This window comes from Phycicoccus sp. HDW14 (genome assembly GCF_011383005.1).
Lineage (GTDB): Bacteria > Actinomycetota > Actinomycetes > Actinomycetales > Dermatophilaceae > Phycicoccus.
The window spans coordinates 40,701-63,375 of sequence record NZ_CP049935.1; the positions used below are offsets into that span (position 1 = coordinate 40,701).

Annotated in this window: 19 protein-coding genes and 4 pseudogenes; 17 read left to right on the forward strand and 6 right to left on the reverse strand. The window is 72.4% G+C overall.

The annotated features are described in order from the left end of the window. Window positions 1-413: 413 nt before the first annotated feature. The 11 genes and pseudogenes from nuoF to G7075_RS00320 all read left to right on the forward strand — a co-directional run bounded on the left by nuoF (window position 414) and on the right by G7075_RS00320 (window position 13,339). On the forward strand, window positions 414-1,739 hold the full coding sequence (gene nuoF / locus G7075_RS00275) for an NADH-quinone oxidoreductase subunit NuoF (protein WP_205860582.1): 1,326 nt from the start codon (window positions 414-416) through the stop codon (window positions 1,737-1,739). Further along, window positions 1,736-4,215: pseudogene (locus tag G7075_RS00280) on the forward strand (NADH-quinone oxidoreductase subunit G). The gene nuoF and the pseudogene G7075_RS00280 overlap by 4 nt, the downstream one beginning before the upstream one ends. Then, a complete protein-coding gene (gene nuoH, locus G7075_RS00285) occupies window positions 4,212-5,597 on the forward strand; it encodes an NADH-quinone oxidoreductase subunit NuoH (protein ID WP_166117850.1) in 1,386 nt (461 codons plus the stop codon). The pseudogene G7075_RS00280 and the gene nuoH overlap by 4 nt, the downstream one beginning before the upstream one ends. Continuing rightward, a complete protein-coding gene (nuoI, locus tag G7075_RS00290; RefSeq protein WP_166117851.1) occupies window positions 5,590-6,204 on the forward strand; it encodes an NADH-quinone oxidoreductase subunit NuoI in 615 nt (204 codons plus the stop codon). Before nuoH ends, nuoI begins: the two co-directional genes overlap by 8 nt. Next, window positions 6,201-6,971, forward strand: a complete 771-nt coding sequence (locus tag G7075_RS00295; RefSeq protein ID WP_166117852.1) for an NADH-quinone oxidoreductase subunit J — start codon at window positions 6,201-6,203, stop codon at window positions 6,969-6,971. Before nuoI ends, G7075_RS00295 begins: the two co-directional genes overlap by 4 nt. Continuing rightward, window positions 6,968-7,267: an NADH-quinone oxidoreductase subunit NuoK gene (nuoK, locus tag G7075_RS00300; protein WP_166117853.1), complete on the forward strand. Its 300-nt coding sequence runs from the start codon at window positions 6,968-6,970 to the stop codon at window positions 7,265-7,267. Before G7075_RS00295 ends, nuoK begins: the two co-directional genes overlap by 4 nt. 39 nt (window positions 7,268-7,306) lie before the next feature. Further along, the gene (gene nuoL, locus G7075_RS00305) at window positions 7,307-9,220 is read left to right on the forward strand and encodes an NADH-quinone oxidoreductase subunit L (RefSeq protein WP_166124144.1); all 1,914 of its coding nucleotides are present in this window, start codon (window positions 7,307-7,309) and stop codon (window positions 9,218-9,220) included. Continuing rightward, window positions 9,217-10,758, forward strand: coding sequence for an NADH-quinone oxidoreductase subunit M (locus G7075_RS00310; RefSeq protein ID WP_166117854.1), 1,542 nt, complete (start codon window positions 9,217-9,219; stop codon window positions 10,756-10,758). Before nuoL ends, G7075_RS00310 begins: the two co-directional genes overlap by 4 nt. Before the next feature lie 11 nt (window positions 10,759-10,769). Then, window positions 10,770-11,189: a hypothetical protein gene (locus G7075_RS22300; protein WP_371814137.1), complete on the forward strand. Its 420-nt coding sequence runs from the start codon at window positions 10,770-10,772 to the stop codon at window positions 11,187-11,189. Further along, entirely contained in the window at window positions 11,108-12,316 is a 1,209-nt protein-coding gene (nuoN, locus tag G7075_RS00315) for an NADH-quinone oxidoreductase subunit NuoN (RefSeq protein ID WP_371814138.1), read from the forward strand. Before G7075_RS22300 ends, nuoN begins: the two co-directional genes overlap by 82 nt. Beyond that, window positions 12,313-13,339: pseudogene (locus G7075_RS00320) on the forward strand (polyprenyl synthetase family protein). Before nuoN ends, G7075_RS00320 begins: the two are co-directional and overlap by 4 nt. Before the next feature lie 254 nt (window positions 13,340-13,593). On the opposite strand, the gene G7075_RS00325 reads toward G7075_RS00320, so the two are convergent. Next, complete coding sequence (locus tag G7075_RS00325) at window positions 13,594-14,919, reverse strand: MFS transporter (protein ID WP_166117855.1); 1,326 nt, start codon at window positions 14,917-14,919, stop codon at window positions 13,594-13,596. A 73-nt stretch (window positions 14,920-14,992) separates the two neighbouring features. Between G7075_RS00325 and G7075_RS22305 the strand changes: the two are divergent. The 3 genes and pseudogenes from G7075_RS22305 to G7075_RS00335 form a co-directional block, all read left to right on the forward strand. Then, window positions 14,993-15,670 (forward strand): annotated as a pseudogene (locus tag G7075_RS22305) (alanine racemase); the annotation flags it as partial. Window positions 15,671-15,876: 206 nt separating this feature from the next. Continuing rightward, window positions 15,877-16,110 (forward strand): hypothetical protein, encoded by a 234-nt coding sequence (locus G7075_RS22310; protein ID WP_371814139.1) that lies wholly within the window; start codon window positions 15,877-15,879, stop codon window positions 16,108-16,110. Next, a complete protein-coding gene (locus tag G7075_RS00335) occupies window positions 16,107-17,423 on the forward strand; it encodes a D-arabinono-1,4-lactone oxidase (RefSeq protein WP_166117856.1) in 1,317 nt (438 codons plus the stop codon). The genes G7075_RS22310 and G7075_RS00335 overlap by 4 nt, the downstream gene beginning before the upstream one ends. Before the next feature lie 103 nt (window positions 17,424-17,526). Here the strand turns inward: G7075_RS00335 and G7075_RS21895 are convergent, their stop codons facing one another. Genes G7075_RS21895 through G7075_RS00345 form a run of 3 tightly spaced genes read right to left on the reverse strand, consistent with a single transcriptional unit; the run spans window position 17,527 to window position 19,220 of the window. Next, entirely contained in the window at window positions 17,527-17,658 is a 132-nt protein-coding gene (locus tag G7075_RS21895; RefSeq protein ID WP_256378046.1) for a hypothetical protein, read from the reverse strand. Window positions 17,659-17,660: 2 nt separating this feature from the next. Next, the gene (locus tag G7075_RS00340; protein ID WP_166117857.1) at window positions 17,661-19,004 is read right to left on the reverse strand and encodes a hypothetical protein; all 1,344 of its coding nucleotides are present in this window, start codon (window positions 19,002-19,004) and stop codon (window positions 17,661-17,663) included. 9 nt (window positions 19,005-19,013) lie between these two features. Further along, the gene (locus G7075_RS00345; RefSeq protein ID WP_205860583.1) at window positions 19,014-19,220 is read right to left on the reverse strand and encodes a hypothetical protein; all 207 of its coding nucleotides are present in this window, start codon (window positions 19,218-19,220) and stop codon (window positions 19,014-19,016) included. Between the two features lie 200 nt (window positions 19,221-19,420). Here G7075_RS00345 and G7075_RS00350 point away from each other — a divergent pair, with 200 nt between their 5' ends. Together G7075_RS00350 and G7075_RS00355 are read left to right on the forward strand one after the other, a co-directional pair. Next, window positions 19,421-19,771, forward strand: a complete 351-nt coding sequence (locus G7075_RS00350; RefSeq protein ID WP_166117858.1) for a cupin domain-containing protein — start codon at window positions 19,421-19,423, stop codon at window positions 19,769-19,771. Next, window positions 19,737-19,874: a hypothetical protein gene (locus tag G7075_RS00355; protein ID WP_166117859.1), complete on the forward strand. Its 138-nt coding sequence runs from the start codon at window positions 19,737-19,739 to the stop codon at window positions 19,872-19,874. The genes G7075_RS00350 and G7075_RS00355 overlap by 35 nt, the downstream gene beginning before the upstream one ends. Window positions 19,875-19,920: 46 nt before the next feature. Here G7075_RS00355 and G7075_RS00360 read toward each other — a convergent pair whose 3' ends face one another. Further along, on the reverse strand, window positions 19,921-21,105 hold the full coding sequence (locus G7075_RS00360) for a hypothetical protein (RefSeq protein WP_166117860.1): 1,185 nt from the start codon (window positions 21,103-21,105) through the stop codon (window positions 19,921-19,923). A 313-nt stretch (window positions 21,106-21,418) separates the two neighbouring features. Between G7075_RS00360 and G7075_RS20510 the strand changes: the two are divergent. Further along, a pseudogene (locus G7075_RS20510) lies at window positions 21,419-21,949 on the forward strand (aldo/keto reductase); the annotation flags it as partial. A gap of 4 nt (window positions 21,950-21,953) precedes the next feature. On the opposite strand, the gene G7075_RS00370 reads toward G7075_RS20510, so the two are convergent. After that, window positions 21,954-22,604, reverse strand: coding sequence for a hypothetical protein (locus tag G7075_RS00370; RefSeq protein ID WP_166117862.1), 651 nt, complete (start codon window positions 22,602-22,604; stop codon window positions 21,954-21,956). Window positions 22,605-22,675: the final 71 nt, after the last annotated feature.

The following is a 22,675-nucleotide window of genomic DNA, read 5'->3' on the forward strand; positions in this document are numbered from 1 at the left end:
AGCACCGAGGTCACCCCGGCCCACGACGAGGCGAAGGCCGACAAGGTCGAGCCGGCCGCCGAGCGCGACGCGTCCGACGACACCCCCGGTGAGAAGCAGCCCGCCGCGAAGAAGCCGGCGAAGAAGGCCGCCAAGGGCACGAAGAAGGCCCCCGAGGCCGCCGAGGGTCCGGCCGTCGTCTCCACCGGTGACGGCGTCAGCGGTGTGGCCCGCCAGGCCGAGGCCGCCGCCGACCGCGTCGACGTCGCACCGGTCCAGGGCGCCGACCCGCAGGACGCCGAGGACAAGGCCGCGAACGTCTCGGCCCAGAGCGCCTCGGTGCCCGTCGGCGACGACGCCACCCCCGAGGCCACGCTCTTCGACGCGGGCACCGACGCAGACACCGACGAGAGCACCGACGGGAAGGGCGAGTGATGACGACGCTGACCCCGATCCTCAGCCGCGACTGGGACCACCCGACGTCGTGGACGCTGAAGACCTACCGCGAGGGCGGCGGCTACCGGGCGCTCGACAAGGCGCTCGGCATGGAGGCCGCCGACATCCTCACGATGGTCAAGGACTCCTCGCTGCGCGGCCGTGGCGGCGCCGGCTTCCCCACCGGCATGAAGTGGTCGTTCATGGCCCCGCCGGACGGCGGTCCCCGCTACCTCGTCGTCAACGCCGACGAGTCCGAGCCGGGCACCTGCAAGGACATCCCGCTGATGATGGCCAACCCCCACGTGCTCGTCGAGGGCGTGGCCATCTCCTCGTACGCCATCGGCTGCGAGCACGCGTTCATCTACCTGCGCGGCGAGGTCGTCCACGTCTACCGCCGGCTGATGCGCGCGGTCGAGGAGGCCTACGCCGCAGGGCTGCTCGGCAAGGACATCAACGGCACGGGCATCAACGTCGACATCACCGTGCACGCCGGGGCCGGCGCGTACATCTGCGGTGAGGAGACCGCGCTCCTCGACTCGCTCGAGGGTCGTCGCGGCCAGCCGCGCAGCAAGCCGCCGTTCCCCGGCGCCGCAGGCCTCTACGCCCGCCCGACCTCGGTCAACAACGTCGAGTCGATCGCCTCGGTCCCCGGCATCATCCTCGAGGGCGTCGACTGGTTCACCGGCATGGGCACCGAGAAGTCCACCGGCTTCGGCATCTTCAGCCTCTCCGGGCACGTCAAGAACCCCGGCCAGTTCGAGGCCCCGCTCGGCATCACGATGCGCGAGCTCATCGACATGGCCGGCGGCATGCGCGACCCCGACAAGGCGCTGAAGTTCTGGACCCCGGGTGGGTCGAGCACGCCGCTCTTCACCGACGAGCACCTCGACGTGCCGCTCGACTTCGAGTCGGTCGCCCAGGCCGGGTCCATGCTCGGCACCCGCGCCCTCCAGGTCTTCGACGAGACGGTCTGCGTCGTGCGCGCCGTCGACCGCTGGACCGACTTCTACCGGCACGAGTCCTGCGGCAAGTGCACCCCGTGCCGCGAGGGCACGTGGTGGCTCAAGCAGATCCTCGGCCGGCTCGAGCACGGGCAGGGGTCCGAGGAGGACCTCGACAAGCTGCTCGACATCTGCGACAACATCCTCGGCCGCAGCTTCTGCGCCCTCGGGGACGGCGCGACGAGCCCGATCACGAGCTCGATCCAGTACTTCCGCGACGAGTACGTCGCCCACCTGACCCACGGAGGCTGCCCGTTCGACCGGTCCGCCGCCACCGTGTGGGCCAAGGACGGCGGCGCGAAGGAGACCGTCTCCGCATGACTGCCACGCCCGAGACCCAGGCCCCGGTCGAGCTCGTCACGCTGACCATCGACGACGTCGAGGTGGCGGTGCCCAAGGGCACCCTCATCATCCGCGCCGCCGAGACGGCCGGGATCGACATCCCGCGGTTCTGCGACCACCCGGGTCTCGACCCGGTCGGTGCCTGCCGCCAGTGCCTCGTCGAGGTCTGGATGCCCGGACGCCCCGGCCCCGACGGCACGCCCGGCGAGCCCACCCAGATGCAGGGTCCCCCCGGCCGGATGAAGCCGCAGGCCTCCTGCACGATGACCGTCGCCCCCGGCATGGTCGTCAAGACGCAGTACACGTCCGAGGGCGCCGACAAGGCGCAGAAGGGCGTCATGGAGCTGCTGCTCATCAACCACCCGCTCGACTGCCCGGTGTGCGACAAGGGTGGCGAGTGCCCCTGCAGAACCAGGCGATGAGCAACGGCCGCGGCACCTCGCGCTTCGAGGACGTCAAGCGCACCTACCCCAAGCCGATCAACATCTCCTCGCAGGTGCTGCTCGACCGCGAGCGCTGCGTCCTCTGTGCGCGCTGCACCCGCTTCTCCGACCAGGTCGCCGGCGACCCGTTCATCGCCCTCGTCGAGCGCGGGGCGCTGCAGCAGGTCGGCATCTACGAGGAGAAGCCGTTCGAGAGCTACTTCTCCGGCAACACCGTCCAGATCTGCCCGGTCGGCGCGCTCACCGGGGCGGCCTACCGCTTCCGCTCCCGCCCGTTCGACCTCGTGTCGACCCCGAGCGTCTGCGAGCACTGCGCGAGCGGCTGCTCCCAGCGCACCGACCACCGCCGTGGCACCGTCCTGCGCCGGCTGGCCCAGGCCGACCCCGCCGTCAACGACGAGTGGAACTGTGACAAGGGCCGCTGGGCCTTCGCCTACACGAGTGTCGGCGACCGCCTCACCCTGCCCCAGGTCCGCGGCGACGACGGCGAGCTGCGGGTCGCCTCGTGGCGCGAGGCCCTCGAGCGGGCCGCCGCCGGCCTGCGCGGCACCCCCGCCGGCGTGCTCGTGGGCGGTCGGGTCAGCGCCGAGGACGCCTACGCCTACGGCAAGTTCGCCCGCACCGTGCTCGGCACCAACGACGTCGACTTCCGCGCCCGCCCGCACTCCGCCGAGGAGGCCGAGTTCCTGGCCGCCACGGTCGTCGGCACCGGTCCGGCCGGTGGCGCCGTCACGTACGCCGACCTCGAGGCCGCGAAGACCGTCGTCCACGTCGGCTTCGAGCCCGAGGACGAGTCGCCCATCGTCTTCCTCCGGCTGCGCAAGGCGTTCCGCCGCAACAAGACCCGCGTCTTCAGCATCTCGCCGGTCGCCACCCGCGGCCTTGCCAAGACCGGCGGCACCCTCATCCCCACCGCCCCGGGCACCGAGCCCGAGGTGCTGCGCGCCCTCGCGGGCGGCACCGGCAGCGAGGCCGTCGCGGCCGCGTCCGCGGCCCTCGCCGAGGGCGGCATCCTGCTCGTCGGCGAGCGGCTCGCGATGGTCCCCGGCGCCCTGAGCGCCGCGGTCGCCGCGGCCGAGGCCACCGGCGCCCGCCTCGCGTGGGTGCCCCGCCGGGCCGGTGAGCGTGGGGCCCTCGAGGCCGGTGCGTTCCCCACCCTGCTGCCCGGGGGACGCCCGGTCGCCGACGCCGCCGCCCGCTCCGAGGTCGCCACGGCCTGGGGCGTCCAGGGCCTGCCCGAGGCCGCCGGCCGCGACACCGCCGGCATCCTCGCCGCGGCCGCCTCCGGAGAGCTCGGCGCCCTCGTCGTCGGTGGCGTCGACCCCCTCGACATCGGCGTCGCCGGTGCCGCCGAGGCCCTCGCCACGGCCTTCGTCGTCTCCCTCGAGATCCGCCCGTCCGCGGTCACCGCGGTCGCCGACGTCGTCCTGCCCGTCGCGGCGCACGCCGAGAAGGGCGGCACGTTCGTCGACTGGGAGGGCCGCACGCGCGCCTTCGAGGCCGCCCTCGACACCTCCTTCGTCAGCGACTACCGCGCCCTCGAGATGCTCGCCGACGAGATGGGCGAGTTCCTCGGCACCCGCACGCTGCGCGAGGTCCGCACCGAGATGCAGCAGCTCGGCCCGTGGGCCGGCGAGCGTCCCGCGGCGCCGCAGGTCGAGGCCGGTGAGGTCCCGAGCCTCGAGCCCGGCACCCTCGTCCTGGCCACCTGGCGCCACCTGCTCGACCAGGGGTCGCTCCAGGACGGCGAGCCGCACCTGGCTGGCACCGCGCCACGCCCGCAGGCCGCGGTCTCGGCCGCCACCGCCGCCGCCCTGGGCGTCGTCGACGGTGACCACCTGCGCGTCTCCGCGGCCGGCACCACCGTCGTCGCACCGGTCCTCGTGCGCGAGATGGCCGACCACGTCGTCTGGCTGCCCACGAACTCGGCGGGCTGCGACCTGCGGGCCACCCTCGCGGGCGCCCCCGGCGCGCTCGTCACCGTCACCAAGGACAGTGAGGTCTCCGTATGAGCGCCACCGTCACCGCGCTGCCCGACCTCGTCGCGCTCGCGACGGCCGGCACCGACAACCCGCGCGCCGACTTCACCGACACCCCCCTGTGGCTGAGCCTCGTCAAGGCGCTCATCGTCTTCGTGTACCTGCTCGTCTCGACGCTGCTCGTCATCTGGTTCGAGCGCCGCGTCATCGGCCGCATGCAGCAGCGCCCGGGCCCGAACCGCAACGGCCCCTTCGGCCTGCTCCAGACCCTCGCCGACGGCATGAAGTCGATGCTCAAGGAGGACGTGCGCCCCAAGGCCGCCGACGCCTTCGTCTTCACCCTCGCGCCGCTCATCACGGCGACGATGTGCTTCGTCTCCTTCTCGATCATGCCGCTGGCCGGCGAGGTCTCGATGTTCGGGCACACGACGCCGTTCCAGCTCACCGACACCCCCGTCGCCGTGCTCCTCGTGCTGGCCGTCGCCGGCGTCGGCATCTACGGCGTGGTCCTCGCGGGCTGGTCCTCCGGCTCCACGTACCCGCTCATGGGTGGCCTGCGCTCGTCGGCGCAGATGATCTCCTACGAGATCGCGATGGGCCTCTCGCTCGTCGCCGTCTTCCTCTACGCCGGCTCGATGTCCACCTCGCAGATCGTCGCCGCCCAGGCGCAGGACCTGTGGTTCATCATCCCGGCGTTCTTCAGCTTCTTCGTCTACGTCATCACGATGGTCGGCGAGACCAACCGCCTCCCGTTCGACCTCGCCGAGGGCGAGGGCGAGCTGACCGGTGGCTTCCACACCGAGTACGGCTCGATGCGCTTCGCGATGTTCTTCCTCGGCGAGTACATCAACATGTTCACCGTCGCGGCCCTGGCCACGACGATGTTCCTCGGCGGCCCGCAGGCTCCTCCCGGCATCGCGGCGATCAACGGCGGGATGTTCAACGAGGGCTGGTGGGGCCTGCTGTGGTTCACCGCCAAGCTGTGGGCCTTCATGTTCGTCTTCGTCTGGCTGCGCGGGTCGCTGCCGCGCGTCCGCTACGACCAGTTCATGCGCTTCGGGTGGAAGTTCCTCATCCCGACGACGCTCGGCTGGGTCGTCCTCGTCGCCTTCTTCCGCGCCGGCCAGAACGGCTGGCTCGGCGGCAACATCGACTTCGCGGGTCGCAGCTTCCCCGTCATCTCGCTGGCGCTCGTCGGCCTCATCGCCGTCGCCGCCCTCGTCGGGGGCTGGCTGTGGGACAGCCGGGTCGAGCGCCGCGAGGCCTCGTCCCACCCGCACGTCGACGATGAGATCGACCCGTACGCCGGTGGGCACCCCGTGCCCCCGATGCCCGGACAGCGGCTGCGCGAGCCGTCGCCCACCGGGCCCGCCCTGACCTCGGCGCCCGAGACCAAGGAGGCCACTCGTGGCTGACGAGCAGAAGAAGTCCGGCTTCTTCTCCGACCTGTTCGCCCCCGTCGCCGGGTTCGGCGTCACCTTCTCGACGATGTTCCGCAAGGTCGTCACCGAGGAGTACCCGGAGGAGAAGCGCCCGACCCAGCCGCGCTTCCACGGGCGCCACCAGCTGAACCGCCACCCCGACGGGCTCGAGAAGTGCGTCGGCTGCGAGCTGTGCGCCTGGGCCTGCCCGGCCGACGCGATCCTCGTCGAGGGCGCGGACAACGACGACCGTGAGGGCGGCGAGGGCCGGTTCAGCCCGGGGGAGCGGTACGGCCGCGTCTACCAGATCAACTACCTGCGCTGCATCTTCTGCGGGCTGTGCATCGAGGCCTGCCCCACGCGCGCGCTGACGATGACCAACTTCTACGAGCTCGCCGACGACAACCGCGCCGACCTCATCTACACCAAGGACCAGCTGCTCGCCCCGCTCCAGCCGGGGATGCTGCGGCCGCCGTTCCCCATGGCCGAGGGCATGGAGGAGCGCGACTACTACCTCGGGAAGGTCACCGAGGCGAGCGACTCCCAGCGCGAGGTCGTCTCGGCCCGGACCCACGCCGACGACGCGGAGGTGACCTCGTGACCGGCACCGGCGAAGAGGTGATGTTCTGGATCCTCGGGCCGCTGGCCGTGCTCGGCGCGCTCGGGCTGGTCTTCGCCCGCAAGGCCGTCCACGCCGCCCTCGGCATGGCGATGACGATGATCATCCTCGGCGTCTTCTACATCGCCCAGGACGCCGACTTCCTCGGGGTCATCCAGATCTTCGTCTACACCGGCGCCGTGATGATGCTCTTCCTCTTCGTGCTCATGCTCGTCGGGGTCGACTCCAGCGACAGCCTCGTCGAGACCCTCACCGGGCAGCGCTGGGCCACGGTCGTCCTCGCCCTCGGGCTCGGCGGCCTGCTCGGCTTCTCCATCGGGCACGCCACCTTCGGCTCCGCCGTCGGGCTCGCCGACGTCAACGCCGAGACCGGCAACGTCTCGGGCGTCGCCCAGCTGATCTTCGGCCGCTACGTCTGGGTCTTCGAGACCACGAGCGCCCTCCTCATCACCGCCGCCCTCGGCGCGATGGTCCTCGCCCACCGCGAGCGCCTCGGCAAGGGTCCGGACCAGAAGGAGTGGAGCAAGCGGCGCTTCAAGGAGGGCCAGCACCTCGCCGGCCTCCCCGCGCCCGGCGTCTACGCCCGGCACAACGCCGTCGACACCCCGGCCCTGCTGCCCGACGGCACGCCGTCCGAGCTGTCGGTCTCGCGCGTGCTCACGGCCCGCGACCAGAACCGCTCGCCCGAGCCGTACACCGAGGGCGAGCTCCAGATCGAGCGCGACGTCCAGGAGGGCAGCGAGCGATGAGCCTCGTCAACTACGTCTACCTGGCGACCATCCTCTTCGTCATCGGTGGGGCGGTCGTCCTCACCCGGCGCAACGCGATCATCGTGTTCATGGGTGTCGAGCTGATGCTCAACGCGGCGAACCTCGTCTTCGTGACGTTCGCGCGGATGCACGGCACGCTCGACGGCCAGGTCCTCGCCCTCTTCGTCATGGTCGTCGCGGCCGCCGAGGTCGTCGTCGGCCTCGCGATCATCATGGCGATCTTCCGGTCCCGCCGGTCGGCCTCGGTCGACGACGCGAACCTGCTGAAGCTGTAAGGAGCTGACGTGCACTCTCTGATCACCGAGGGCGACGCGATGACCGCGGGCGCCGCGAGCGGCATGGCCTCGCTCGCGTGGCTGCTCGTCGCGCTGCCCCTCCTCGGGGCGGCCGTCCTCCTCCTCGGCGGGCGACGCACCGACAAGGTCGGGCCGCTGCTGGCCACCGGGCTGTCCTGGGGCAGCTTCGTCGTGGGCGCGGCCATCGTGCTGCAGCTGCTCGGCCAGGACGGCGCCGACCGCGGTCACCACCTGACGCTGTGGAACTGGGTGCCCGCCGGGAGCTTCCAGCTCGACCTCGGGATGCTCGTCGACCCGCTGTCGATCGCCTTCGTCCTGCTCATCACCTTCGTCGGGTCGCTCATCCACGTGTACTCGCTCGGGTACATGGAGCACGACCCCGACAAGCGGCGCTTCTTCGCCTACCTCAACCTCTTCGTCGCGGCGATGCTCCTGCTCGTCCTCGCCGACAGCTACCTCCTGCTCTTCGTCGGCTGGGAGGGCGTCGGCCTCGCGTCCTACCTGCTCATCGGGTTCTGGAACCACAACCCGGCCTACGCCACCGCCGCGAACAAGGCGTTCTTCGTCAACCGCGTCGGCGACCTCGGCCTGTCCATCGCGATCATGACGATGTTCGTCACCTTCGGCGGCGTCGACTACGCGACGGTCAACGAGGGCGTCGCCGGTGCGAACCAGGCCACGCTCACCGCGATCGGGCTGCTGCTGCTCGTCGGCGCGTGCGGCAAGTCCGCCCAGTTCCCGCTGCAGTCCTGGCTCGGTGACGCCATGGCCGGCCCGACCCCGGTCTCCGCGCTCATCCACGCGGCGACGATGGTCACCGCCGGCGTCTACCTCGTCGTCCGCTCGCACGTCATCTTCGACGCCGCCCCGAACGCCGCCCTGGCCGTGGCCATCGTCGGCGCGATCACGCTGCTCTTCGGGGCCGTCGTCGGCTGCGCGAAGGACGACATCAAGAAGGCCCTCGCGGCCTCGACGATGAGCCAGATCGGCTACATGATGCTCGCCGCGGGCCTCGGCCCGGCCGGGTACGCCTTCGCGATCTTCCACCTGCTGACGCACGGCTTCTTCAAGGCCGGGATGTTCCTCGGCGCCGGGTCGGTCATGCACGGCATGGACGACCAGGTGAACATGCGCCGCTTCGGTGGGCTGTCGGGTGCCCTGAAGATCACCTGGGTCACCTTCGGCCTCGGCTGGCTGGCCATCCTCGGTGTGCCGCCGTTCTCGGGCTTCTGGTCCAAGGACTCGATCATCGAGGCGGCCTTCGCCGGCGAGGGCTGGCGCGGCTGGGTCCTCGGTGGCGCGGCGCTCATCGGCGCAGGCATCACCGCGTTCTACATGTCGCGCCTGTTCTTCATGACCTTCCAGGGCGAGAAGCGCTGGACCGACGACGTGCACCCGCACGAGTCGCCGCGCCTCATGACCGTCCCGATGGGCGTGCTGGCGGTCGGCTCGGCCCTGCTCGGCCTGGTCCTGGCCTGGCCGTTCTCGGCCGAGAAGCCGATCGTCACCTGGCTGGCCCCCGTGGTCGGTGAGCACGCCGAGGAGCACGGACCGCTCGGCAAGTACCCGCTGATGATCATCACGCTGCTCCTCGTGGCGCTCGGCGTCTTCCTCGCCTGGCGGCAGTACTGGCGCGACGACGTGCCCGAGGTCGCCCCGCGCGGCTCGGTGCTCACCCGCGCCGCCCGCGTCGACCTCTACCAGGACGCCGTCAACGAGGGCCTGTTCATGCGTCCCGGCAACCACCTCACCCGGGTGCTGGTCTTCGCCGACGCCAAGGGGGTCGACGGCGCCGCCGGCGGCCTCGCGGCACTGGTCGGTGGGTTGTCCTCGAGGCTGCGTCGCCTCCAGACCGGGTACGCCCGGTCGTATGCCCTGACGATGCTCACCGGCGTCGTCGCCGTCCTCGGTGCTCTGTGGGTGATCCAGTGAACTCCCTGCCCCTGCTCACGCTCATGATGGTCGTGCCGGTCCTCGGCGCGGTCGTCGTCGCGGCGCTGCCCGCGGGCTCGGCGCGGCTGGTCCGGCCGGTGGCGCTGGGGGCCTCGCTCGTCACCCTCGCCCTGGCCGTCGCCGGGTGGGTGGCCTTCGACAGCGGCTCGGACCGGCTCTTCCAGCTCACCGAGACCCACTCCTGGATCCCGCAGTTCGGCGTCTCGTACGCGGTCGGGGTCGACGGCATCGCCCTCGCCCTCATCGTCATGGCCACGATCCTCGTGCCGGTCTGCCTGCTCGCCGCGTGGAACGACGTCGACGAGGCCGACACCGGCCGGCTGAAGCGCTACTTCGCGCTGATGCTCGTCCTCGAGGCCTTCATGGTCGGCGTCTTCGCGGCCACCGACGTCTTCCTGTTCTACGTCTTCTTCGAGGCGATGCTCATCCCGGTGTACTTCCTCATCGGGCTCTACGGCGGCGGCCGTCGCCAGTACGCGGCGATGAAGTTCCTCCTCTTCTCGCTGGCCGGCGGGCTGATCATGCTCGTCTCGGTCATCGCCGTGTACTTCGTCGGCCCCGGCGGCGACCAGGGCTTCCTTGTCGAGAAGCTCATCGGCAACCTCGACGGCTCCACCGTCGCGCTGCGCTGGATGTTCGTCGGCTTCTTCATCGCCTTCGCGGTCAAGGCCCCGATGTGGCCGGTGCACACGTGGCTGCCCGACGCCGCCACCGAGTCGCGCCCGGCGACGGCCGTGCTGCTCGTCGGTGTCCTCGACAAGGTCGGCACCTACGGGATGATCCGCTTCTGCCTCCAGCTCTTCCCGGAGGCCTCGCAGTGGGCGACCCCGGTCGTCATCACGCTCGCCGTCATCTCGGTGATCTACGGAGCCTTGCTGGCCATCGGCCAGAAGGACATGATGCGGCTCATCGCCTTCACCTCGATCAGCCACTTCGGCTTCATCGTCCTCGGCATCTTCGCGATGACGAGCGTCGGCGGCGCCGGCTCGACCCTCTACATGGTCAACCACGGGTTCTCGACCGCCGGGCTCTTCCTGCTCGCCGGGTTCCTGGTGACCCGCCACGGCAGCAAGATGATCCCCGACTACGGCGGCTGGCAGCGGGTCACCCCGGTGCTCGCGGGCACCTTCCTCGTCGCGGGCCTGTCCTCGCTGGCCCTGCCCGGGCTGTCGAGCTTCGTGTCGGAGTTCCTCGTCCTGCAGGGCACCTTCCAGCGCTACAAGGTGGCGGCGGTGATCGCGGCCCTCGGCATCGTGCTCGCGGCGCTCTACATCCTGCTCATGTACCAGAAGGTGATGACCGGGCCGAAGCCCGCGTTCCCCGAGGGTGAGGCACCGCCGCGCGACCTGTCCCTGCGCGAGCGCTGGGTCGTCGCGCCGATCATCCTCTCGTTCGTCGTGCTCGGCTTCTACCCCAAGCCGGTCCTCGACCTCATCAACCCGGCCGTGGACAAGACGCTGCAGATCATCGGCGTCTCCGACCCCGTGCCGGCCGAAGCCTCCGGGAGTGCCCAGTGATGCCCGCCGCGATGCCCGCCGCGTTCCAGCAGGTCTCGATCGACTACGCCGCGGTCATGCCGATGTTCCTCGTCGTCGCGGGCGCCCTCGTCGGCGTGCTCGTCGAGGCCTTCGCGCCGCGCGCCCGCCGCCACGTCCTCCAGGTCGGGCTGACGTGCGGCACGCTGGTCGTCGCGCTCGTCGTCCTCGTGCTGTGGAGCCGGGGCCACCAGTCGGTCACCCTCGGTGGGTCGGTCGCCATCGACGGCGTCGCGCTCTTCCTCCAGGGCACGCTGCTGCTGCTGGCCGTCATCGGCGTGCTCGTCATGGCCGAGCGCTTCGGGGGGTCGGCTCCGACGCCTTCACCCCGATGGGTGCCTCGACCCCGGGCTCGACCCAGGAGGCCGTGGCCACCCGTGCGGGCTACGCCACCTCCGAGGTCTTCCCGCTGACCCTCTTCGCGGTCTTCGGGATGCTGATCTTCGTCAGCGCCAACGACCTCATCACCCTCTTCGTCGGGCTCGAGGTCCTCTCGCTGCCGCTGTACGTGATGACCGGCCTGGCCCGGCGGCGCCGGCTGCTCTCGCAGGAGGCGGCCCTCAAGTACTTCCTCCTCGGGGCGTTCTCGAGCGCGTTCTTCCTCTTCGGGGCGGCGCTGCTCTTCGGCTACGCCGGCTCCTCGGACCTCAAGGCCATCGCCGAGGCCATCACGACGGGCAACGGCGACCTCGACGGCCTGCTGCTGCCGGGTGTCGTGCTCACCCTCGTCGGGCTGCTCTTCAAGGTCGGCGCGGTGCCGTTCCACCAGTGGACCCCGGACGCCTACCAGGGCGCCCCGACCCCGGTCACCGGCTTCATGGCCGCCTGCACGAAGCTCGCCGCGTTCGGCGCGATCCTGCGGCTCACCTACGTCGGCGTCGGCGCCAACCGCTGGGACTGGCAGATCGGCGTGGCCGTCATCGCGATCCTCACGATGGTCGTCGGTGCCGTCCTCTCGGTCACCCAGACCGACGTCAAGCGGCTGCTCGCCTACTCGTCGGTGGCGCACGCGGGCTTCATCCTCGTCGGCGTCCTCGCGTTCTCGCGGGCGGCCGTCGGTGGTGTGATGTTCTACCTGCTGGCCTACGGCGCGACGACCATCGCGGCCTTCGCCATCGTCACGATGGTCCGCCAGGACGGTTCCGAGGCCTCGCACCTGTCGCAGTGGGCCGGCCTCGGTCGCCGCCACCCCGTCGTCGCGGGCGTCTTCGCCTTCCTGCTGCTGGCCTTCGCGGGCATCCCGCTGACCTCCGGCTTCACGGCGAAGTTCGCGGCCTTCGCGCCGGCCCTCGACTCCGGCACCACGGGCGTCGTGCTCGTCGTCGTCGGTGTGCTCGCCTCGGCGGTCACCGCGTTCGTCTACTTCCGGCTCATCGTGCTCATGTACTTCTCCGACCCGGTCGACGGCGTCGTCGCGCTCCAGCCGTCGGTGCCCTCGACGATCGCCATCAGCCTCGGCGTCATCGTCACGCTCGTGGCCGGTGTCGCCCCGGCGGCCATCCTCCAGCTCGCGGGCAACGCGTCCCAGTTCCTCCAGTGAGCGGGGTGGGCGGCGACACGGCGCAGCGCGGCACGCCGTCCGTCCTCGCGCTGCCCGGGGCCAGCGACGACCTGCGCGGCCGGCTGGGTGACGGGCTGGCCCGGGTCGAGGCGCTCATCGCCGCCCGGGTCGACCACGACGACCCGTTCATCGCCCAGGCCTCGTCGCACCTCACGGCGGCCGGCGGCAAGCGGTTCCGTCCGCTGCTCACGCTGCTGGCCTCCGAGCTGGGGTCGGGGGCGTCCTCCTCGGTGGTGGCGGCCGCGGCCGGGGTCGAGCTCACCCACCTGGCGTCGCTGTACCACGACGACGTCATGGACGAGGCCGACGTGCGGCGTGGTGCTCCGTCGGCGAACGCGTTGTACGACAACTCGACCGCGATCCTCGTCGGCGACCTGCTGTTCGGCACGGCGTCCGACATCGTCGCCGACCTCGGCCCCGAGGCCGTGAAGATCCAGGCCCAGACCTTCGTGCGGCTGTGCGCGGGGCAGATCCGCGACGACCGGCCGTGCCCCGAGGGCCAGGACCCGGTCGAGTACTACCTGCGGGTCCTCGAGGACAAGACCGGCGTCCTCATCGCCACCGCCGCCCGCTACGGCGCGATGTTCGGCGGCTGTCCGTCCGAGGTCGTCGAGACGATGCGCGAGTACGGCGAGCGGCTCGGCATGGCCTTCCAGCTGGCCGACGACCTCATCGACATCGCCTCCGAGGCCGACGAGACGGGCAAGACCCCCGGCACCGACCTGCGCGAGGGCAAGCGCACCCTGCCGGTGCTCTTCGTGCTCGAGTCCTCCGACCCCGGGACGCGCGGCTGCAGGGCCTGCTCACCGGCGACCTGTCCGGCGACGCCGAGCTCGAGGAGGCGCTGACGCTGCTGCGGGCGCACCCGGCGATGGAGCGGGCCCGCGAGCACACGTTCGCCGTGGCGACCCGGGCCCAGTCGGTGCTCGACGTGCTGCCCCGAGCGATGCCCGCGACGCGCTGCACGCCCTGGCCACGGGAGTCGTCACCCGAGTCGGCTGACCCCGCTCCGAGTCGAGTGCGGACGTGGTCGCCCCAGCGACCGCCGGCGCACTCGACTCGGGCGATGGCTGCCCGGCCGCGAGGTTCAGCAGTGGGGGATGGGCCCGGCCACCTCGAACCGGTAGTTCAGCGCGTCCGAGCGGAGTTAACCGTTCACCCCGGTGGAGGTGTCCCGGACGAAGTTCCGGGCCGGTGCGGCCGTTGGCCACGCGGCTAGCCACCTTGCGGCGAGGCGCAACCCGAGCGGTCGGCGCTCAGGACAGCGGGGTGAGCACCGGCTCCTGCTGCTCGACCCGCTGCTTCGGGATGGCCAGCGCGATGGCCACCGCGGCGAAGCACAGCACCGCGGCCCCGAGCCACGCCCAGTGGTAGTCGCCCTGCGCGGTGCGGACCCAGCCGGCGACGCTCGCTCCGACCCCGGCCCCGACCATGTGCGACGCGAACACCCAGCCGAAGACGACGCCGGAGTCCTCGAGCCCGAAGTGCGTGCGGCACAACGCGACCGTCGGAGGAACGGTGGCGACCCAGTCGAGGCCGTAGAAGACGATGAACACCCACATCCCCGGCTCGACGCCCGGTGCGAGCACGGCGTCCAGGGCCAGCAGCGACAGCCCGCGCCCGAGGTAGTAGCCGGCGAGGAGGAGGCGGGGGTCGACCCGGTCGGTGAGCCACCCGGACCCGACCGTCCCGGCGATGTCGAAGAGGCCGACGACGGCGAGCAGGCCGGCGGCGGTCGTGGCGGGCATCCCGTGGTCGTGGGCGGCGGGGACGAAGTGGGTCTGGATGATGCCGTTCGTCGACCAGCCGCAGACCCAGAACGTCAGGACGAGCGCCCAGAACGGCCAGCTGCGCGAGGCGCGGGCGAGGGTGCTGATCGCGCGACGGGCGGGTGACTCGGTGGGGGCGGCGGCGACGGCCGGTGGAGTGTCCGGGTGGGCGCCGTACGGGAGCAGGCCGCGGTCGCGCGGGTGGTCGACGAGCAGGATTGAGACGAGGACCGCGACGAGCAGCGCCAGCACCGCGACGATGCCTGCCGCCCAGCGCCATCCGGGCCCGGCGGCGGCGCGGGCGATGACGGGCAGGAAGAGCAGCTGCCCGGTGGCGTTGGCCGCCGAGAACAGGCCGGTGACGAGGCCGCGGTGGGTCTCGAACCACCGGTTGGCGACGACGGCGCCGAGGACGAGGGCCATCGCGCCCGTCCCGATGCCGATGAAGACGCCCCAGAGCAGCCAGAGCTGCCAGGCGGCGGTCATCATCGTCGTCGCCCCGCTGGCCAGCCCGACGACGACGAGGGCGATGGCGACCGTGCGGCGCACCCCGAAGCGCTCCATGAAGGCCGCGGCGAACGGGGCGGTCAGGCCGTAGAGGACGAGGTTGAGGCTGACCGCGCCGGACGTGGTGGCGCGCGACCACCCGAACTCGTTCTCGACGGGCTCGAGGAGGACGCCGGTGGAGGAGCGGAAGGCCGCGGCGGCGACGAGGGCGGCCAGGGTCACGGCGGCGACGAGCCAGGCGCGGTGGGGGAGGGTGCGGGGCCCACGCCCGCGGTCCCCGACGAACTCCTCGAGGTCCTCGGTCACCGGGCCATCGTCGCACTAGGGTCGGGCTGTGGAACACGTCTCCGACGCCGTGACCGCCGGCTGGGACGCCGCCGTGTCGGGCCTGCCGGCCCCCCTCGTCGTCCTCGACCTCGACGCGTACGAGGCCAACGCGGCCGACCTCGTCCGGCGCGCGGCCGGACGGCCCATCCGGGTGGCCTCGAAGTCGCTGCGCTGCCGCTGGGTCCTGTCGGACGTGCTGTCCCGGCCGAGGTTCTCGGGCGTGATGGCCTACGCCGTCGGCGAGGCGGTGTGGCTGGCCGAGGCCGGCGTGCGCGACCTGTTCGTCGCCTACCCGTCGGCCGACGTGCCGTCGCTGCGGCGGGTCGCCGCCGACGCGGACCTGCGCCGCGAGGTCACCGTGACCGTCGACTCCGTCGAGCACGTGCGCTTCCTGCGCGACGAGCTGGGCGACGGCGTGCGCGGCCTCGGGGTGGCCCTCGACGTCGACGCGTCGGTGCGGGTCGGCCGGGCCCACCTCGGGGTGCGACGCTCGCCCACGCGCACGCCGGCCGAGGCGCTGGCCGTGGTGCGCGCGGCGCTCGGGGTCGGGCTCGACGTGCGCGGCGTGATGTTCTACGACGCCCAGATCGCCGGCCTGCCGGACTCGCCGCCGGTGCGGCTGCTCAAGAAGCGCTCGGTGGCCGACCTGCTCGAACGGCGGGCGGCCGTCGTGGATGCGGTTCGGACAGAGGCGGACCTGCGCTTCGTCAACGGTGGCGGCACGGGGAGCCTGCACACGTTCGGCGCCGACTCGGTCGTCACCGAGCTGGCCGCGGGGTCGGGGCTCTACGCGTCGACGCTGTTCGACGGCTACGACGACTTCTCACCGCGCCCGGCGATGGCCTACGCCCTGCCGGTCGTGCGCCGGCCGGCGCGGGGCATCGTCACGGCGTTCGGGGCGGGTACGTGGCGAGCGGGGAGCCGGGGTGGTCGCGCGTGCCGTCGCCGGTGCGGCGCGGGTGGTCGCTGCTCAAGAGCGAGGCGGCCGGCGAGGTGCAGACGCCGGTGTCGGGCGACGTCGACGGGCTGGCCGTCGGCGACCGGGTGTGGATGCGCGGGGCCAAGGCCGGCGAGCTGCTCGAGCGCTTCGACGCGCTGCACCTCGTGCGCAGCGGCGAGCTCGTCGACACCGTGCCGACGTACCGCGGCGAGGGAAGGAACTGGGGATGAGCACCGCTGCCGGCGCCACCTGGCGGAACTGGGGCGGGAACGTCGTGGCCCACCCGGCGGTGGTCACCGACGTCGCGACCGTCGACGGCGTCATCGGGGCGGTGCGGTCGGCTGCCTCGCGCGGTCTGCGGTTGCGGGTCGCCGGCACCGGGCACTCGTTCACGCCGCTCGTCGCCACCGACGGGGTGCTGCTGCGCATCGACGGCCTGCGCGGCGTGCTGCACGTCGACCGCGAGCGGATGCGGGTGCGCGTTGCCGCGGGAACGCCTCTGCACCAGCTGAACCCGGCACTCCAGGCCCTCGGGCTCGCGCTGCCGAACCTCGGCGACATCGACCGGCAGACCATCAGCGGGGCCGTCGCCACCGGCACGCACGGCACGGGGGTCCGGCTCCAGGGCATCGCGGCGGCGGTGTGCGGGCTGACCCTCGTGACGGCGGACGGGTCGGTCTTGCGCTGCGCGGCCGACGAGTCGCCGGACGTCTTCGAGGCGGCGCGGGTCGGGCTGGGGGCGCTCGGGGTCGTCGTCGAGGTCGAGCTGCAGTGCGTCCCGGCGTTCCGGCTGCACGCGCGCGAGTCGGGGGAGGCGTTCAGCGACGTGCTGGGCCGCATCCACGACCTCGCCGACGCACACGACCACGTCGACATGCACTGGTTCCCGCACACCGACCGCGTGCTGCTCAAGCGCAACGACCGGGTCGGTCCGGGGGAGGGCCCGGGTCCACTGCCTGCCTGGCGGGCCCGGCTCGACGACGACCTGCTGGCCAACCGGTTGTTCGAGGGCGTCAACCGCGTCCTGACCCGAGCGCCCGGGGCCACGAAGCGCGTGAACCGGTTGAGCGCCAACGTCCTCGGCGCCCGCGAGTTCGCCGACGACTCGTGGAAGGTCTTCTGCTCCTCGCGCGAGGTGCGCTTCGTCGAGTCCGAGTACGCGGTGCCGCGCGCGTCCGTCGTGCCGGTGCTCGATGAGCTGCGCGCCTGGTTCGACCGCACCGGCGCACCCGTGCCGTTCCCGGTCGAGGTGCGCTTCGTCGGCGCCGACGACATCTGGCTCTCCACCGCCTACGAGCGCGAGAACGCGTACGTCGCGGTGCACCAGTACCACCGGATGGATCCGAGCCGCCTGTTCGCGGCGTTCGAGGCCATCGTCGCCGAGCACGAGGGGCGTCCGCACTGGGGCAAGGTGCACACCCTCGGCGCCGACCGGCTGCAGCAGCTCTACCCCCGCTTCGACGACTACCGCGCCGTCCGCGACCGCCTCGACCCCGGCCGCTTGTTCACGAACGCCCACGTCGCGCGCCTGCTCGACCGCTGACGGCCCGGAGCCGGCCCCTCGACCTCGTCGGCCATCCGGTCCCGACGCGGCAGCCGCCCCGGGCGGAAGCCCCCGTGTCCGGGCCCGGTGCGTGACGCCGGCGTCAGGCCAAGGGCGTGAGGTCGGAGGTGACGTCGTGCAGGACGGTGCCCGGGTCGACGTGCCAGGAGCGGCTCCCGACGGTGTGGTCGACGAGGTACATCCCGCCCCAGCGGTCCGCGCCGGGATCGGCCATCGTCACGTCGACTCGCAGCTTCGCCGCACCGTCGCGGGGGTCCTTCGCGATGCGGGCCGCCTGGTCGCGCACGCCGTAGGACTCGTAGGTGAGGTCGGTCTGGCGACGGATCCCCGGACGGTCGTGCCGCACACCCTCGTTGGTGAAGCCGACCGGCTGCGCGGTGTGCGTGAGCATCGTGCCGGGGGCCACCCTCGGCCCGGGCAGGTACCACCGCGTCCTGCGATCGCGCCGCAGGTAGTCCGAGGCGGCGATGCGGTGCATCGACGAGGTCGAGAAGACGGCGATCCGCCAGACGACCGTGTCCGTGGGCCATCCCTCGCCCCCGGTTCGGCGTCGACGTGCTGGCCGTCGGCCGTCATGGGGTAGGCGATCGAGTCGAGCGAGTGCAGCTCGAGGCGCACGACGTGGTCGCTGTCGTTGACGAGCGGGCCCTGCACCCATACCCGGTGCCCGGCCAGCGCGGTGGCCGCCGGCTGCGAGGACCCGCTGATGTTCTGGGCCTCGCCGGCCTCGACGCTCAGCTGCCAGGCGCTCCCCTCGAGCCGGAAGGCCTGGGTGACGTCGGCGGAGAAGAACAGCTCGTCGAAGAACTGGTTGTCGTAACAGTCCAGCACCATGAGCTCGCAGCCGATCTCGGCCGGCTCGTCGTCGGGGATCGGCATCGGCACGACGCTGCCGCCGACGGTCGCCACGGAGTGCTGCCGCAGGTGGTCGCGCAGCGCCACGCGGTCGGGCTCGTCGAGGTGCACGTAGAGGTTCCAGTCGAGCTCGTCGGCCGTCCCGCCGTGGAACACGGTGACCTTGCCCATCACGCCGTGGAGCTCGAGCTGCCCGGCCTCGCCGCTGGGACCGCGGTAGGCGGCCGGCATCGGCAGCGGCGGGTACGCCGCACCGGCTCCCGCGACGTCCGACCACCAGCGGAGGTTGATACCGCGGTCGCGCGCGGCGTAGACGAGGTGGTCGCCGTGCGCGGCGTCGAAGAGGCTGACCCGGTCGCGGTGCATCACAGGCGTTCCCGGTTCGCCACCGCCGACCATCCACTCGTGGACGGGGTCGTCCGACCAGACGAGGTTGATGCCGTTCGCACGGGGCCCGTACCGCAGGTGTCCCCCGTCGGCGACGAGGACCGAGACGAGGTCCCCGTACCGGAGGGGCGCCCCGTCGACGGTCTGGAACGAGATGTTGCCCAGGTCCTCGGCCTTGTCCCAGTCGAGGTTGATGCCGTACTCGCGCTCGCGGTACCGCAGCGACCGGTTGTTGACCGTGCAGCGCAGCGTGAACGCCCATCCCGACTGCACCGGTCCCTCGGGTCCGAGCACCTGCCACTGGACGACCTCCGGCACGGGAGGTCCTCAGCCGGTGACCGGTCGGCGGTGCAGCTCGCTGCGTGCGGCCACCGCGCTGACGGCGCACACCGCCGCCAGCGTGCCGACGAGCACCCACTCCAGGGCGCCGGACCCGCCGTCCGGGTCGGTGCCGGTCAACCACTCGACCCACTCGCGCGAGACGAGGGTGAGCAGCGCCAGGGCCGCGGTCAGTGCGGCGAGCCCCACCTCCACCCAGAAACGACGGCGAACCTGCGGGTCGGACCATGACATGGCGCCACCTCCATCCAGGGAGTCGATCGACGATACCGACGGGCGTCGAACGCGGTCAACGGTCGAGCGCCCGCCAGGGGGCGAGCGCCGGCAGTCGACAGATGGGCACCGTCGCGTCATGGTGGATCCGTACCGGTGCGGCGCGACGACACGGAGGTGCGATGACCCATCTCGAGCGAGGCGAGGTGAGCGCCGTCGTCGTCGCCGAGGACGAGCAGCTGTCCCGGCCGGGCGTCGGACGGGCCGTGGCACTCGGTGCGCAGACGCAGGAGGACTTCGGGCTGTTCCGCGGGGAGATGTCCGAGGGCAGTGAGGTGGCCGCGCACGTGCACCGGACCTTCTCGGAGTCCTTCTACGTCCTCGCGGGGCGCCTCGAGCTGTGGGACGGGGAGGCGTGGCGAGGGCTGGGAGCCGGCGACCTCGCGTACGTGCCGCGCGGCGGCGTCCACGGGCTGCGCGTGGCCGACGGGCCGCGAGGTGCTGACGCTCTTCGCCCCGGGCATCCCGCGTGAGCGGTGCGTCCTCGAGCTGCTGGAGATCCGCCAGTCGGGCCGCGAGCTCACCCCGCAGGAGTGGACCGAGTTCTACCGGCGGCACGACCAGTACATGGTGTGAGCGGTCGCGCGATGGAGAAGCCGGCGCCGGGCGGTCCCGTCGGCACTCAGGCGACGCGCCGGTAGAAGAGATCGGCGCCGCGGGCGAGCCTGTCGCTGATGTCCTCGAGCACCTCGAAGTCCGGGTCGTCGTCCAGCCAGTCCCGCAGCGCGACGAGTTCACGCTGGACGGCACGGGCGGCGAGGAGTGCCGATGGCGTCCACGTCCTGCCGGGCTGCCGACTCATCGCCCGGTCCAGCTCGAACGACCAGTGCATCGCGTCGAGGACGTAGGCCCTCGTCTCGTCCAGGGCGGCGTCCGTGCGCTCCGAGAGCAGGTGTTCGACGACGAGTGAGGCGGTGTCGAGGGCACCGACGAACGGCCACAGGACCGTCGCGAACGCCTCGTCCGGGCTGCTCGTCCGATGTCCGCGGTTGAGGGCCTGGTCCATGAGCGCGGCGGCGCCGAGCTGGGCCCCCTGCCCCACGGCGGCCTTCATCCCGGCGTCCACCCCGGCCACCGCAAGGGCGCCCGCCGCGCCGACCGCGGCGGGAGGGAACAGCGTCGCCGTCACGCCGGCGGCGACGGCAGCCGGGCCGATGGCGCGGACGCCGTCGCGCAGCGCGACCACCAGCCGGCGCGTCCGGCCGTCCGCCTCGGACGCCACCTGTGCCACGGCGTCGACCTCTCGCACGAGGCGTTGCAGGTGGAAGACGTAGTCGAGCATCCGGTGCTGCACGCGGTGACCGACGAGGCCGTCGCGCTCGACGTCCGCCCCGAAGACCACAGCGTGGAAGGCGACCTGCATCTCGACGGCGAGCTCCGCGCCGGGCGGGGGTGGTGGGTCGGTGTAGCCCATGACGTCGAGGAGCGCCGTCAGGTCGGACTGGAGGATCTGCTGGACGTCGGACAGCCTGGCACCCGACAGCCGCGTGGCGGCGTTCTGCGCGCTGTCGATCTCGGCCCAGAAGTCGTCGTCGCGGGCCAGGTCCGAGAGGATGTCGGCCACCGCGACGGCCGTGTCCCGCAGATGGACCCGTCGCGCCGCTGTGAGCTCCTCGGCGAGCCGTGCGTCGGCGGCCCAGCCGACGTCCTGCCGGGCCCGTCTCAGGCGCGCGAGGCGCTGCTCGTCGGCAGTCCGGCGCTGCTCCGCCGGGGCCTCCGCCGCGTCCGTCCCCGCGGTGTCGGGAGGTGGGGTGGCGGTCCTCCTCGGCTGTCGCTCCCCCTGGGCGGTGGCGTGGGCGGGACTCATGGGTGCCTCCCTCGGTCGCTGCACGTCCCCCGACGGTGGCGGACACAGCAGCGGACGTCAAGCGGTAGAGGAGCGGCGCGCGCCCGGTGCGGACGCACCCTGCTCGTACGCCCCGAACCACTTCGCCGCTTGGATCTCGAGGGCGGCGCGCAGGCCGCCGGGGTGCCACGGGTCGATCTCGTGGAGGGCGGAGAGGCAGCCCTGCCAGACCTCCGGCGGGGCCTGCAGACGTTCCGTGCGCGGGCTTCTCGTGAGACGGCGACGGCGTGACCATCTCCGTCGTGCACTTCGAGCTGATCGGGCCCGACCCCGAGCCCGGGCCCTCGGGCTGCGCCAGCCCGTCACCCAGCAGCCGCAGTACAGCCTCATCGTCCGCGAGATCGAGTGGGAGGTCGTGCCCGCCGCCCTCGACGCCGGGATGGGCCTGCTGCCCTGGAGCCCGCTCGGCGGCGGGTGGCTCTCCGGCAAGTACCGCCGCGACGAGCGGCCCACCGGCGACACCCGGCTCGGTGACGACCCGAACCGCGGGATGGAGGCCTACGACCGCCGGGGCAGCGACCGCACGTGGCGCGTCATCGACGTCGTGCAGCAGGTCGCGGACGCCCGCGGGGTGTCGATGGCCGAGGTCGCGCTCTCCTGGGTCACCGACCGGCCGGCGGTCACGTCGACCATCCTCGGCGCCCGCACGACCGAGCAGTTGCGGACCAACCTGGCGTCCGCGGACCTCGAGCTGTCGGACGACGAGCGCGCCGCGCTGGACGACGCCAGCGACCTCGGGGCCACCGACTACCCCTACGGCGAGATGGGCGTCGACCAGCGCAGCCGCGAACTCGCCGGCGGCTGACCGGTCACGGTGTCGGCTCCTGGTCTCCCGCCCGGCGGCCGAGGGTGGACCACCGGTCCCAGAGGCGTCGGAGCACACCGAGTACACCGACCACGACCCACAGCCGGACGAGCACGAGGCAGGCCCCGACGAGGGCGTCGTCCGAGCGCGCGGGTCGCGACCACGTGAAGGACGCGGGGATGTCGAGTGCCGGCACGACGTCCGCCGCGTTCCAGCCGAGCATCGAGAGGACCTCGCGGGCCGTGGCCTCGCCGCCGCACCGCTCGACCCCGGCGACGACCCGGCACGCGGGGATGTGCACTCCCCACTCGCGCGACAGCGACAGCGCGGCCGTCAGCAAGACCAGGAGCAGGGCGAAGAGCACGACGCTGCGCGAGAGGGCCGGCACGGGCCCGATGCGCTCCCAGTCCCTGAGCAGGGTGACCAGACCCACCACGAGCGCGGCGGTGGCGAGCACGACGAGGAACACCAGGCCCAGCCAGTCGTCGCCGGGGCCCGGTGTCGTCGCGGGCTCACTGGTGTCGAACCAGGCCAGTGCGAGGAGCCCGACGGCCAACGCCCACGACAGCCCGTGTCGGAGCCAGCGCGGCATCGTCCGTGCGCTCGTCGTCGACGTCGCGGCCTCGGTCGCGTCGGGAGCCGGACGGTCGTCCACGCGTCGATGGTCCACCCGGCGAGGGGCGCTGTGAAGCCCTGGCCCCGGCCCATCCGCAGGCGTCGCGCCGG

Bases quoted from the DNA above. Each gene is read 5' to 3' on its own strand.
- G7075_RS00335 (WP_166117856.1), top strand. From the start codon at position 16,107: ATGAGCACCGCTGCCGGCGCCACCTGGCGGAACTGGGGCGGGAACGTC.
- G7075_RS22300 (WP_371814137.1), top strand. From the start codon at position 10,770: ATGCCCGCCGCGTTCCAGCAGGTCTCGATCGACTACGCCGCGGTCATG.
- G7075_RS21895 (WP_256378046.1), bottom strand. From the start codon at position 17,658: ATGGCCGATCCCGGCGCGGACCGCTGGGGCGGGATGTACCTCGTCGAC.
- nuoK (WP_166117853.1), top strand. From the start codon at position 6,968: ATGAGCCTCGTCAACTACGTCTACCTGGCGACCATCCTCTTCGTCATC.
- nuoF (WP_205860582.1), top strand. From the start codon at position 414: ATGACGACGCTGACCCCGATCCTCAGCCGCGACTGGGACCACCCGACG.
- nuoN (WP_371814138.1), top strand. From the start codon at position 11,108: ATGGGTGCCTCGACCCCGGGCTCGACCCAGGAGGCCGTGGCCACCCGT.
- nuoL (WP_166124144.1), top strand. From the start codon at position 7,307: ATGACCGCGGGCGCCGCGAGCGGCATGGCCTCGCTCGCGTGGCTGCTC.
- G7075_RS00350 (WP_166117858.1), top strand. From the start codon at position 19,421: ATGACCCATCTCGAGCGAGGCGAGGTGAGCGCCGTCGTCGTCGCCGAG.
- nuoH (WP_166117850.1), top strand. From the start codon at position 4,212: ATGAGCGCCACCGTCACCGCGCTGCCCGACCTCGTCGCGCTCGCGACG.
- G7075_RS00360 (WP_166117860.1), bottom strand. From the start codon at position 21,105: ATGAGTCCCGCCCACGCCACCGCCCAGGGGGAGCGACAGCCGAGGAGG.